Source organism: Pseudomonas sp. MIL19 (genome assembly GCF_028680365.1).
Taxonomy (GTDB): Bacteria; Pseudomonadota; Gammaproteobacteria; order Pseudomonadales; family Pseudomonadaceae; genus Aquipseudomonas; species Aquipseudomonas spirodelae.
The window spans coordinates 51931-65128 of the sequence record NZ_JAPPVG010000018.1; the positions used below are offsets into that span (position 1 = coordinate 51931).

Annotated in this window: 12 protein-coding genes; 5 read left to right on the forward strand and 7 right to left on the reverse strand. The window is 59.1% G+C overall.

Annotated features, from left to right (window positions below; all coding sequences use genetic code 11):
- Positions 1-39: 39 nt before the first annotated feature.
- The 7 genes from N1078_RS13055 to N1078_RS13085 form a co-directional block, all read right to left on the reverse strand.
- The gene (locus N1078_RS13055) at positions 40-903 is read right to left on the reverse strand and encodes an alpha/beta hydrolase (RefSeq protein ID WP_274088606.1); all 864 of its coding nucleotides are present in this window, start codon (positions 901-903) and stop codon (positions 40-42) included.
- Positions 900-1709: an alpha/beta fold hydrolase gene (locus N1078_RS13060; protein ID WP_274088607.1), complete on the reverse strand. Its 810-nt coding sequence runs from the start codon at positions 1707-1709 to the stop codon at positions 900-902. Before N1078_RS13060 ends, N1078_RS13055 begins: the two co-directional genes overlap by 4 nt.
- 143 nt (positions 1710-1852) lie before the next feature.
- Positions 1853-2299, reverse strand: coding sequence for a hotdog fold thioesterase (locus N1078_RS13065; protein WP_274088608.1), 447 nt, complete (start codon positions 2297-2299; stop codon positions 1853-1855).
- Positions 2300-2363: 64 nt separating this feature from the next.
- Positions 2364-4031 (reverse strand): AMP-binding protein, encoded by a 1668-nt coding sequence (locus N1078_RS13070; protein ID WP_274088609.1) that lies wholly within the window; start codon positions 4029-4031, stop codon positions 2364-2366.
- 114 nt (positions 4032-4145) lie between these two features.
- Complete coding sequence (gene sixA, locus N1078_RS13075; protein ID WP_274088610.1) at positions 4146-4610, reverse strand: phosphohistidine phosphatase SixA; 465 nt, start codon at positions 4608-4610, stop codon at positions 4146-4148.
- Positions 4611-4635: 25 nt separating this feature from the next.
- Complete coding sequence (locus N1078_RS13080) at positions 4636-4983, reverse strand: DUF4389 domain-containing protein (protein ID WP_274088611.1); 348 nt, start codon at positions 4981-4983, stop codon at positions 4636-4638.
- Positions 4984-5015: 32 nt separating this feature from the next.
- Entirely contained in the window at positions 5016-6038 is a 1023-nt protein-coding gene (locus tag N1078_RS13085; RefSeq protein ID WP_274088612.1) for an NAD(P)H-dependent glycerol-3-phosphate dehydrogenase, read from the reverse strand.
- Between the two features lie 120 nt (positions 6039-6158).
- Here N1078_RS13085 and N1078_RS13090 point away from each other — a divergent pair, with 120 nt between their 5' ends.
- From N1078_RS13090 to fabB, 5 genes are all read left to right on the forward strand, one after another.
- Positions 6159-8315 (forward strand): TonB-dependent receptor plug domain-containing protein, encoded by a 2157-nt coding sequence (locus N1078_RS13090; RefSeq protein WP_274088613.1) that lies wholly within the window; start codon positions 6159-6161, stop codon positions 8313-8315.
- Between the two features lie 38 nt (positions 8316-8353).
- A complete protein-coding gene (locus N1078_RS13095; protein WP_274088614.1) occupies positions 8354-9235 on the forward strand; it encodes an ABC transporter substrate-binding protein in 882 nt (293 codons plus the stop codon).
- A complete protein-coding gene (locus N1078_RS13100) occupies positions 9232-11175 on the forward strand; it encodes an ATP-binding protein (RefSeq protein ID WP_274088615.1) in 1944 nt (647 codons plus the stop codon). Before N1078_RS13095 ends, N1078_RS13100 begins: the two co-directional genes overlap by 4 nt.
- Positions 11176-11354: 179 nt before the next feature.
- The gene (gene fabA, locus N1078_RS13105) at positions 11355-11870 is read left to right on the forward strand and encodes a 3-hydroxyacyl-[acyl-carrier-protein] dehydratase FabA (RefSeq protein ID WP_274088616.1); all 516 of its coding nucleotides are present in this window, start codon (positions 11355-11357) and stop codon (positions 11868-11870) included.
- 12 nt (positions 11871-11882) lie between these two features.
- Positions 11883-13103: a beta-ketoacyl-ACP synthase I gene (gene fabB / locus N1078_RS13110; RefSeq protein WP_274088617.1), complete on the forward strand. Its 1221-nt coding sequence runs from the start codon at positions 11883-11885 to the stop codon at positions 13101-13103.
- The last annotated feature ends 95 nt before the right edge of the window (positions 13104-13198 follow it).

Genomic DNA, 13198 nt, shown 5'->3' on the forward strand with positions numbered 1-13198 from the left:
TGGCTATCGCCACACCTTTCCCCAGTTGCCTTCAGCAAGTCAAGCCGCGCCCAGGAAAGCTTTGAAACAGTCTGCTACCAAGCCCGCACCTACGTCGTCATCCAGGTGCAGATGATGGCCGCCAGGCAATTGCGCCACCTCGACAGCCAGCCCCGCAAGCAACACTTTGATATCCGGTTGCGCCAGCAACATCCCTTGCTGCGCCATCACCAACTTAGTCGGGCACTGCAGGCTGCGCGCAAATGCCAGGGCGTGAGCATGGGTCAGGCGCAGTGGCGATGGCAGGGTCAAACGGCTGTCGGTACGCCAGGTGTAACCGCCGGGCACAGGCATCAGGCCACGCTGGGCGAGCAGCTCGGCCGCCTCACGGCTAACCGCGCCAACGCCACGCATGCGTGCTTCGACTGCGCGGGAAAATTCGCCGTATACCGGTTTACGCTTACCGGCCAGCGCCAGCTGCGCCTTAAGCGCTTCACCGAGCTTGTGCGGCGCGCTTTCTGCTTCACCTGTGTAAGGAATCAGCCCGTCAATTAGCGCCAGGCGCTCGATACGCTCCGGCATGGCCGCCGCCAGCAGCACCGAGACAATCGCCCCCATCGAGTGCCCCAGCAGAGCAAAGCGCTGCCAGCCGAACTGCTCGGCGACCTGCAGCACGTCGTAGGCATAATCCCAGATGGCATAACTGCCGCCGGGCGGCCGGTGATCGGAATGGCCGTGCCCGGCAAAGTCCAGGGCCACAATGCGCATCCCAGGCAACAAAGGGGCCAGCCGGGCAAAGCTTGCGGCGTTATCCAGCCAGCCGTGCAAGGCGATCACTGGCTGGCCATCTTCGGGGCCATACAGATGGGCGGCTAATTCAATGTGCGGTAGGCGCAGGCGCACCTCTTCGAAATTCAGGCTCATGCGCTTTGCTCGTTTGTGGGCTGGCCGGACCAGCGCTGGAAGAGTTTTTTCAGCAGCTCTGCGGTGTCCTGCGGGCGCTCAAGGGGAAACATATGGCCGCCCGGCAGCGTCAGGTATTCACCTTTCGGTACACGCCGCACTAGGTGCGTGTGGTGGGGCATGACCACCCGGCTGTGCCGTCCACGCACCATGGCCAGCGGTACTTGCAGCTGCTGCGGGCGCCCAGGGCTGGTGTGCGGCACGCTGCGATAAATGCTGATTTCCGTGGCGGGATCAAAGCGCAGACGCAGGCTATTCGGGCTCGCCTGCAGGCCGTGCTGAACATAAGCATCCAGACATTCGGGATCAAAGCGGCGGAACAGACTCTTGGTGGCGAAATAGCCGCGCGCCTCGGCCAGGTCGACAAACTCCTCCCGCCGACCCAGAGTGCGTCCGGCGGGAGTAATGCGGTCAATAAAACCAAAGCGTTTGGCAGCGCGGATCACGAGTTTGTCGGCCAGGGTCAGCACCGGGGAATCGAGCATCACCACCCCACGGTACAACTCAGGTCGCAGCAAGGCGGCGTGGTAGTGCAGCACGCCGCCCAATGAATGCCCGACGCCCCATACCGGTTGCTGACTGGCCTCAAGATGATGAATCAGCTCATCAACCAAATTGCTCCAGTTGTCATTCACCGGAAAGCGCGGGTCATGGCCATGCTGGTCAAGGTGCTGCACCGGGTAATCAGGTGCCAGCGCGCTAAACAACTTGCCGTAGGTGGCAGAGGGGAAGCCATTGGCATGGGCGAAGAACACAGACTGAGTCATGGCAGGGGCTTATCAGGGAAATTGGACTGATTGTCCGGCAGTGTTCGCCAGGCAGCAATGACAAAACGGCCAGTGAATGACGGCACTGTCGCCAACGCTGATGGTAGGCCCGTCAGCCGCAGTCGCACTGACGGGGTGTGTGCTTAGCGTTGAGCAGGAGCATTTTCACCCAGCGGCACGATGGCCATGGTCAGCCGAGAAATACAGCTGGCTTTGCCATCTTCACCACTCAGGCGAATATCCCAGACGTGAGTGGTGCGCCCCAGATGCACCGGCCGCGCCACCGCGGTGACCCGACCACTGCGCAGGCCGCGCAGGTGGTTGGCATTCACCTCCAGACCGACGCAGTAGAACTTGCTGCTGTCGATGCACAGGTGGCTGGCGGTGGAACCGAGGGTTTCCGCCAGCACCACGGAGGCGCCGCCATGCAGAAGGCCGTAGGGCTGATGGGTACGTGCATCGACCACCATGCTGGCGGTCAGCGATTCATCATCGAAGGCTTCGAAACGGATATCCAGTTGCTCGCCGATGGTGTTTTTCAGAATCGCATTGAGCTGTTCGAGGTTGGGGGTTTGCTGCCAGAGGGCCATAAACAGTCCTTAACGGTAGGTGCCGTGAGAAGGTGGCCGGCAGACAAGCCGGCCACGCGCGTGATCACTCGTGCCAGAGCACGGCTTCGCTGCGTTCGGTCCACTCGCCGAAGCGTTCAGCGTAGGCGCCTTCCACTACCGCGCGTTTGATTTTCAGGGTTGGCGTAAGGAAGCCGTTGTCCACCGCCCAGACATCCTTAACCAGTACCAGACGCTGCAGCCGCTCATGCTTGTCGAGGTTCTGGTTGACCTGCACCAGCAGCGCTTCCAGGCTGCTTTGCAGCTCGCCGCGACCACCATTGACGGCTTCATTGCGCCCCACATCGGAGAGCACGCACAAGGCCATGGGCTGAGTCATGCCATCGCCCACCACACACACCTGCTCAATGCGCGAATGTTCACCCAGGCGGTTCTCGATCGGTGCCGGGGCGACGTACTTGCCTTTGCTGGTTTTGAAGATTTCCTTGATGCGCCCGGTCAGGCGCAGGTTGCCCTGGGCATCCTGTTCACCTTTGTCGCCGGTGCGCAGGTAGCCATCGGCGGTCATGGTTTCTGCGGTTTTTTCCGGGTCTTTGTAATAGCCCTGCATGGTCGCACCACTGCGCACCAGCACCTCGCCATCTTCAGCGATCCGCACCTCAACGCCTGGGCTGTTCTGCCCGATCCAGCCCTGCTGGAACTTACCAGGCCGACAGACATGTGAGTAACCACAGTTCTCGGTCATGCCGTAGACCTCCAGCACATCTAGGCCCAGGCGTTTGTACCAGTTGAGCAGCGCCTCAGGCACCGGCGCGGCGCCAGAAAGCGCATAACGCACCGCATCCAGGCCCAGGCCGACCAGTACTTTTTTGCCGACGATACGGCCGATGATTGGCAGCTTGAGCAGGAAATCCAGCTTCTCAGCCGGCATCTTGCTGTAGACACCCATCTGGAATTTGGTCCAGATACGCGGCACACCGAACATCACCGTTGGCCGTGCGCGCTTGAGGTCTTCGAGGAAGGTGTCCAGGCTCTCGGCGAAGAAGATCGTCTGCCCGGCGTAGATCGACGCCAGCTCAACAAACATGCGCTCGGCCACGTGGCAAAGCGGCAGGTAGGACAACACCCGGTCATTTTCACCTACACCGAATAATTCAGTGGCACGGCTGGCGGCAAAGCCGAAATTGCTGAAGTGGTGCATCACCCCTTTCGGCGTGCCCGTGGTACCGGATGTATAGATGATGGTGGCGAGCTGATTGGCGGCTGGCGCGGGGTTATCCTGAATCGGTGTACAAGCCTGCAGGTCATCCCAGGTAAAGCTGAACTCACCCTGCGGACGCAGTAGCAGGCCGATGGTCGGAATATCCTCCGGCACACCCGGTGCCATGCTCGGCCAGTCATCGAGCTTACCAACGAACACCAGCGCCGCTTCGGAGTGACGCAGCACCTGGCCGACTGATTCCGCGGTGAGGTTGGGATAGAGCGGCACCGAGACGTGGCCGGCCATCCAGATCGCCAGGTCAGCAATGATCCAATGCGCACAATTTTTGGAAATGATCGCAATGCGACTGCCCTGCGGCAGTTCGCGGCTACGCAGCCAGTTGGCCGCACGCCGAGCCTGCTCGCCGACATCAGCCCAGCTCAGCTCCAGCAGCTGACCGCCCGGCAGCGGCTGCACCATATAAGGTTTATTCGGGTGCCGAGCCTCACGCTCATAGAACACTTCAAGCGGCAATCGGATTTCTTCAGCCACAGGGCTTCCTCCTTTGTTATTTTTGTGGAGCCAACCAAGCAATTGCTTGGTTGGACTATTCCACGCACAAAGGCGAGCCGCAAGAGGAGAAATGTTTCGGTGTGTAGTACCGCGTCAGAACACCGCGGTGTGCTTGTGTACAGACAACCTCATCAGCCCAGCGAGCAGCGCATCGCCCTCAAGCAGCGCCAGGCTGGCAGTATTCATTGCCAGGGGCTGCTGACGGTGGCCGTGCAGCAACAGCCCCGCCAAGGCGCCTACCAGCGGTTGATGGGTCACCAGCAGCAACTCCTGCAGCGCATAACCATCAAGCTCACGCAGGGTTTGCCGCAGATCGCTGTCTGGCGTCAGCCAGGGCACGGTTACTCGACTGCCGCTAAACCCCAGCGCCTCACACAGTACATCGGCCGTTTGCTGAGCACGGAGATAAGGGCTGACCAGTACCGCTTGCAATGGGCGGCCTTGCAGAAGCCCAGCTGCATCGTGCACCTGTCGCCGGCCATGGGCCGTGAGGTTGCGCTCGGCATCAGTACGCGCCGTCGGTTCGGCTTCACCGTGGCGCAGCAGCCACAACTTCATTGCCCTGCCCTCACTAAACGGCGTTTCACAACTTGGGCTCTTCATCACGCACCGGGTGCGCGGCCGGTGGGATTCTGTGCGGCGTTTCGCCTTGTGGTGCTTGCGGGGTTGGCCAATCAGCGAACGGCCAGGGCTTTTCATCACTGTTGAAGGTGCCAAAGCGACCGATCTGCGCCAGATACTGGCTCAAGCTGTCGCCAAAACCCAGCAGACCGGCGTTTGGCGCACCGTAGAACAGGCGATAACCTAGTTGCAGCAGCACCACGGCGCCCAAGAGTATTTCCGCTAGTTGCCAAACGATGGTGAAAATCACCATCCACAGAATGCGCAGCAGAATCGACTCGCGCTGCAGTTCCTGATTGCCATCACTCATGCTGATCTCCTTGCAGGTTTTAACGATAAAACTCAGAAACCCGTGGTTGGGATAAAGTCGACATCGGTCTTGGGCTCTGCATTCATCAGCGCACCAATGACCTGATCCAACGTTCGGCCCTCAAACACAATCCCATGCAGGCCCGCCACCAGCGGCATGTAGACCTCCAGCTCCTCGGCTTTGGCCTTCAGCACCTTAATGGTGTTTACGCCTTCTGCCACTTCGCCCAAACGCTCAACTGCATCCTCTAGGCTCAAGCCTTCGCCGAGGGCAAAGCCGACCTGGTAATTACGACTTTTAGCCGATGAGCAGGTCACGATCAGGTCACCCACACCAGCTAGGCCGAGGAAGGTCATGGGGTTCGCGCCCAATTTGACGGCAAAGCGGGTCATTTCCGCCAATGCGCGGGTAATCAGCATGCTTTTGGTGTTTTCGCCCATGCCCATGGCGGCGGCCATGCCGGCGATGATCGCGTAGACATTCTTCAGCGCACCACCCAGCTCGACGCCAAAACGGTCGGCACTGGCATACACACGGAAGGTTCGGCCATGCAGCGCAGCCTGAACCTGCTGGCAAAGGTCTTCATCTTCACTGGCCACGACTGAAGCCGTCAGGGCATGTTCGGCCACTTCACGGGCCAGGTTCGGCCCCGACAAGACGCCGATGCGGGCCTGCGGGGCGATGTCTTCGAGAATCTGGCTCATCAGCAAAAAGCTCTTCGCCTCGACACCCTTGGTGGTGCTCACCAGCAGCTTACCGGCCAGCTGCGCCGCCACCGGCTGCAAGACTTGGCGCAGGGCGCTGGAAGGCAACGCCACAAAAACCAGCTGACTGGCGCTCAATGCTGCGCCGAGATCAGCCACAGGCTCCACGCCGAGGTGAATTTTGATGCCTTTGAGGTAACGTGGGTTTTCACGGGTCAGTCGAATCGCTTGAACCTGCTCGGGGTCGCGCATCCAGTGCAGGACGTGCTGGCCATTTTCCGCCAGCAAATTAGCAATTGCAGTGCCGAAGCTACCGCCGCCAAGCACTGCGATGGGTTGCTGATTTGTCATAACGTATCCGTGGTGAACCATTGAAAGTGGCAAAGCGAGCGCATTATACGGTGCGCAGCCCGCACGACCAATTTATGCCATTGGCTGCGGCCACTGCAAAAGCCTAAGGCCTCGGTTACCATGCTGGCCTTTGCATACCATCCGAGCGTTTGCGTGGCTAACACTTACCCCCTGGCGACACTGATCGGCTTACTGAGCTTGCTGCCTCCCACACTGGTGGTCGCCGAAGACCTCTTCGGCCAAGGCCAAGCGCTGCCTGAAATTCTCAGTGCAACCCGTTTGAAGCAATCGCCTGCAGCGGTGCCCGGCAGTGTTTCAGTGATTGACCGCGCACTCATCGATGCCAGTGGGGCCCGCGACATTCCTGAGCTGATGCGTTTAGTGCCCGGCATGATGGTCGGCTATGTCAAAGGCAACGAAATAACGGTCAACTACCACGGTGGTCAGGTTGATTCAGCCCGGCGCATGCAGGTGTTGATCGATGGCCGCTCCGTCTACCGGCCGGGCCTGGCCACCGTTGATTGGACCGACCTGCCACTGGCCATAGAGGATATTGAGCGCATCGAGGTTTTTCGCGGCCCTAACACCGTTAGCTACGGCGCCAATGCCCTGACGGGGGTGATCAGCATCACCACACGCAACCCCGCCAATAGCCATGGCACGCGACTGAAATACATCCACGGTCAGCGCGGCATTGATGATTGGTATGGCAGCCAGGGGTTCAGCAGCGGTAACGGTGATTTCCGCCTGTCGCTCTCCGGCCAGCAAGACAGTGGCTTTGACCGCACCGATGAAGATCAGCCCTACCGCGACAGCCGCCGCAGCACGCGCATGCAGCTCAGCGCCACGCATACACTGGACGACAGCCAAACCCTCGACTGGCAACTGGCCGCCAAAGAAGGCAGCAACCAAAAAAACTTCTATTCCGATGAAGAAGCACTCGCCAGAGGCATTGTCCCAGCTGGCGATACAGACAAGGACATCGAGGCGCGCGACTATTCCGCGTCGATGCGCTGGAGCATGGACACCAGCAGCACACATAACCTGCAACTACAGGCCTATGCGCAGCGCTGGGAACGCACCCAGGAATGGCGCACCTGCGATTTGGCGCTGGCCTTCACGCCTGAAGTGGCAGCGCTGCAAAAGCTTGATCCGGATCTGCTCGATACAGTTGCCCGGCTACTCAGAGATGGCAAACAGATACCCGCATCTGCAGGGCTGCTGGCCACAACTATTGGCACTAACTTTTATAAAGATGGAGGCGCCCTGCAGGCGCCGGTATGCGGCGACATCAATAACAACATCAACGAAACCCGCTACGACTTTGAGCTGCAGGACACCCTGAGCCTGAACGATGATTTGCGCCTGCTCAGCGGCCTCAGCTACCGCAAGGACAGCAGCAACTCACAAAGCTATTTTCAAGGCAGCCTGGATAATGAAATCTGGCGCCTGTTTGGCCATCTGGAATGGCACTTGAGCGAACATTTCGTCCTGCAGGGTGGCGCCATGCATGAGGACGACAGCCTGAGCGGTAGCTCGCTGACCTCGCGCATCGCCCTCAACTACTTGATCACTCCGCGTCATGGCCTGCGCTTTGTCTACTCCGAAGCAATCCGCTCGCCGGACATGCAGGAAAACAACGTCAACTGGGCCTACCGAATGGAGAACCTGTCTCCAAGCCTTAATGGCAATACCTCGGCTTACTACTTTGCCACGGCACAAGGGCCCGGCGACCTGCAGCAGGAGATCATGCGCTCGCGGGAGATCGGCTATAACGGCCAATTCGACTTCGGCTTACAGATCGACATCAAGCTGTTCAACGACGAAATCCATCAGATGATTGCCGAGCCCCTGGATATCAAGGAGTTCAGCCAGAACAATGAAAACTACATGTGGCTGCGCGGCGCGGAAACCGAAATCGACTGGACATTCACCTCCTCAGATCGCTTGCGCCTGACCTATGCCTATGTGGATTTCGAGACGTCTGAAAAATCCTACCGACGCTTAACCGCTCGCTACAGCGGCTCGGCAGGCTGGTTACACGAATGGGGCCACGGCTGGTCAAGCAGCCTGTTTTACTACGGCGCGGACCTACTCAACGAGCGCCGTTTCGAGCGCGCCGACTTGCGCATAGCCAAGCGTTTTAACCTGGGTAAAAGTGATCTGGAACTGGCGCTGATGGTGCAACAGCGCCTGGATGATGAAGCCCTGACCTGGCGCGAGAATATCTATGACGAGCGCCGCCTAATGTCTGTCAGCGCTCAGCTGGACTTTTAAATGAGCAAACTGCCAAGGATTGCTGGCGAGGCCAATGGATGAGCCGCCTGATATTGCTCTACTGCTGCCTGCTGATAGCGCTGCCCGCCTGGGCGGCTGAAATCATATTCAGCAGCACTGCAGGCAATCCCGCCATTCAGGGATTCGTCAACGAGCTGCAGCAGCGCAGGCCACATGACCAGGTCAGCTTTGTCGCCCTGAATAAGCTCCCTGCCCCCTCGCAACTGCCCGACACAAACCGCCTGATATTGCTCGACAGACCTGCACTGGACTGGCGCCTAACCGATCCAGCAGGGCCGCCCACTCTGGGCATGCGCATCAGCCGCATACAAGCCCGAGACCTGCCGGCAACCCTACCCGCTCAACTAAGCCTGCTCTGGAGTGACCCTTCACCGCAGCGGCAAATGCGTCTGGCGCGCTTGCTGCTACCCGCAGCGAAGCGCGCCGGACTGTTATTTGATGCTGATAGTGCCTTTCTTCTCGAAGAGTACCGGCAGGCTGCGACGGAGCAAGACATGCGGCTCGTGACCCGGCGCTGGCCTGATACGCGCGACAGTCGGCCGCTGCTCTACCTGCTGTCGCACAGCGACTTATTACTGGGGATCAACGACACCAGCCTGTTCAATTCGCTCACCGTGAAAAATCTACTGCTCACCAGCTACACCCATCAGCGACCGGTGATTGGCCCTAGCGCCAGCTTCGTCCAGGCCGGCAGTTTGGCAAGTACGTACAGCGACCAAAGCGACTGGCTGGACAGCCTTGAGGACATCCTCAATCAGTCGCCAGATAGATGGCCAAAGTACAGCTACCCCAGTCATTTCAAAGTCACCAGCAACCCCCAGGTCGCACGCTCCCTGGCAATTGAATTGCCCAGCAACGAATCACTGGCGCAGAAGCTCGTAGAAGGAGAACAGCCATGAAGCTGCCCCGCCATTGGAATATCCATACCCGCACCCAGCTCATCAGCGTCGGGCCGGCACTGCTCTTGACCCTTCTGTTGACCGGTTTCTTTACCTTCACTCGCCTTCAGGAACTGCAACTGGAGCTCAAGCAGACGGGCCAGCTGATCGCCAGCCAACTGGCTCCAGCCACCGAGTACGGGGTTATCTCCGGTAATCTGACGGTGCTCAAATCGCTGCTTGGGGTCACCCTGCAAACCCCGCACGTGCGCTTTCTCGAAGTGCGCGACCACAACGACCGCATCCTTATTTATGTCGAGCAGCCCAGCGCTGATACCACCTCTCATGCAGCAGTTAGCGTCTTCGAGGCGCCGATTTTGTTGCAGAAGGTCACCCTCAACGCAGACTTTATGCACAGTGAAAACGCCAATACTGCGCCTCTCGCGAATGACTATCTGGGCCGCGTGGTTGTGGGTATCGGCAGCGACGCGTTTAACACACGCCAGCAGGAAATCCTTTTCAAGGCCGCTCTACTCGCGCTGTTTGCCCTGGCGCTGACCTTTATTCTTGCCCGCCGCCTGGCCCGCCACCTGTCGCAACCCCTCAGCGCCATGGGTGATGCTGTTAGCGCGATTCAAGCCGGTAATTACCAGACCATCCTGCCGGAGGTTGGCGAAGGTGAACTGCAGGCCTTGGCACGGCATATCAACAACCTCGCCCATGGCCTCGCCAACGCCAGTGAAGAACAGCAACGGGCTATGACCTTGCTGATTCAAGCGCGCGAGCAATCGGAGCTGGCCAACCGCGCAAAATCCGACTTCTTGGCCATGATGAGCCACGAGCTGCGCACCCCCATGAACGGCGTGCTGGGGATGTTGCAGTTACTGGAAACCACCGAGATGACCCAGGAGCAGGCGGAATATGCTGCCCTGGCCACCGAATCCACCGAACACCTCCTCAAGGTCATCAACGACATTCTCGATTTCTCACGCATTGAACGCGGTTCATTGGAACTCGAGCACATTCCTTTCAGCTTGCAGACCCTGCTACAAAGCTCAATTCAAGTGTTCCAACACAGCGCACAGCAGCGCGGCCTGCTCCTGCTTCTGGAGGCTCAGAGCGGCCTTGAGCAATTGCAGGTTTGGGGTGACCCAACGCGTATGCGGCAAGTTTTGGTCAACTTGATCGGTAATGCCCTGAAATTCACCGAGAATGGCAGCATTCGCGTGCACTGCAGCTGGCAAGCGCTGGACAACCAAGTGCTGTGGTTCAGTTGCGCGGTGCATGACAGTGGTATTGGCATCCCTCCCGAGCGCCTGGAGCACATGTTTAATGCCTTCCAGCAGGCCGACACTTCTATTTCAAGACGTTACGGCGGCACAGGCCTGGGCTTGCCTATCGCGCGCACGCTGGTAGAGCGCATGGGCGGCACACTGCGGGCTACCAGCGTAGAAGGTCAGGGCTCGGTTTTTACCCTGGAGGTGCCCCTGCAGTTTTCTCAGCACGTCGCCCCAGTGGCCAGCGGCAACCCACAGTTATCGGATCAGAGCAGCGGTCAGTCGGTGTTATTAGTTGAAGATAACCCGGTCAACCAAACGGTGATCGAATCCATGCTGCGCAGCTTGGGTTACCACGTTAGCTTGGTGACGGATGGTGCTCAGGCCGTAGATAAAGTTAGCCAACAGCGTTACGCAGCCATTTTGATGGACTGCCGACTGCCCATCATGGACGGCTATGAAGCCACGCGAAAAATCCGCCAACTGCCTGACGGCGCGCAGCTACCGATTATCGCCCTGACCGCCAATGCGCTTCAGGGCGACCGCGAGACTTGCCTGAACTGCGGCATGAACGACTACCTGGCCAAGCCTTTCAAGCGGGCAGACTTACAGCGAATACTGCAACGCTGGCTGCCCCCTCGACCTTCGACGGGTAGTCAAGAAGATCGAACTGCTGCAGGCTAACGCGCATGTGCCCTATGACAGGCCTTCAGAGCGGAGTACAACTGTACTCACAAAGCTGTGACTTTCACCACAACGCAACAGTCTATGACTAGGCTACCGGTAGGCGCAGCAGACAGACTACGCCGCCAGCCAGGACGATTCGCCCAGCCTTGGCGCATGGGACATATTGAGGAGCTCGCATGACCAAACAAAACGCCTTCACCCGGGAAGACCTGTTGCGCTGCAGTCGCGGCGAACTGTTCGGCCCAGGTAATGCGCAACTGCCCGCGCCGAACATGCTGATGATCGATCGCATCACCCATATCAGCGACACCGGCGGCAAGTACGGCAAGGGCGAAATAGTCGCCGAGCTCGATATCACTCCAGACCTGTGGTTCTTCGCCTGCCATTTCGAAGGCGATCCAGTAATGCCAGGCTGCCTGGGCCTTGATGCCATGTGGCAACTGGTCGGTTTCCACCTCGGCTGGCAGGGCAACCCCGGCCGTGGCCGCGCCCTCGGTTCGGGTGAAGTGAAATTCTTCGGCCAGGTCCTGCCGACCGCCAAGAAAGTCACTTACAACATTCATATCAAACGCACCATTGCCCGCTCCCTGGTTCTGGCTATTGCCGATGGCACCGTCAGCGTCGATGGCCGCGAAATTTACAGCGCCGAAGGCCTGCGGGTCGGCCTGTTCACCTCCACCGACAATTTTTAAAGGACTCTCTGCATGCGTCGCGTCGTAATTACCGGCCTAGGCATCGTTTCCTGCCTAGGCAATGACAAAGCCACCGTCTCTGCCAGCCTGCGCACAGGCAAGTCCGGCATCCGTTTCAACCCTGCTTATGCTGAAATGGGCTTGCGCAGCCAAGTCTCCGGCTCGGTTGACCTCAACCTAGAAGAGCTGATCGATCGCAAGGTCTATCGCTTTATGGGTGATGCTGCCGCTTTTGCCTATTTGTCCATGCAACAGGCGATCGAGGATGCAGGGCTCAGCGCCGAAGACATCTCCAACCCACGCGTGGGCTTGATTGCAGGTTCCGGCGGTGCGTCGACCTTCAACCAGATGGAGGCCATGGACATCCTGCGCGAGAAAGGCGTTAAGCGTGTTGGCCCGTACCGCGTGCCACGCACCATGGGCAGCACTGTCTCGGCTTGCCTGGCCACGCCGTTCAAGATCAAGGGCGTCAATTACTCGATCTCCTCGGCCTGCGCCACCAGCGCGCATTGCATCGGCAATGCCATGGAGCAAATCCAACTGGGCAAACAAGACATCGTATTTGCTGGCGGTGGCGAAGAAGAACATTGGAGCCAGAGCTTCCTGTTCGACGCAATGGGTGCCCTTTCCACCCAGTACAACGAAACCCCGGAAAAAGCCTCGCGTGCCTACGATGCCAAGCGTGACGGTTTCGTCATCGCTGGCGGTGGCGGTATGGTCGTAGTTGAAGAACTCGAACACGCCCTCAAGCGTGGCGCGAAAATCTATGCGGAAATCATCGGTTACGGCGCAACCTCCGATGGCTACGACATGGTTGCCCCGAGCGGCGAAGGCGCAGTGCGCTGCATGCAGCAAGCCCTGGCCACTGTTGACACGCCAATCGACTACCTGAACACCCACGGCACCTCGACGCCGGTCGGTGACGTCGCGGAAAGCCGTGCAGTGCGCGAAGTGTTCGGTGCCAAGGCGCCTGCCATCAGCTCGACCAAGAGCCTGTCCGGTCACTCCTTGGGCGCCGCCGGCGTACAAGAAGCGATCTACTGCATGCTGATGATGGAAGGCAACTTCATTGCTGGCTCGGTCAACATTGACGAAGTCGACCCAGAGATTGCCGACCTGCCGATTCAGCGCAGCACCGTTGAGAACGCCAAGCTCGATACTGTGATGAGCAACAGCTTCGGCTTCGGTGGCACCAACGCGACACTGGTACTCAAGCGCTGGGCTGGTAAGTAAGTCCAAGTTTGTTTGCTGATCGGGTAGGAGGCGGCCTCACGGCCGCCGTCCTCCCACACCACCGTGCGTACGGTTCCGTACACGGCGGTTCAGGC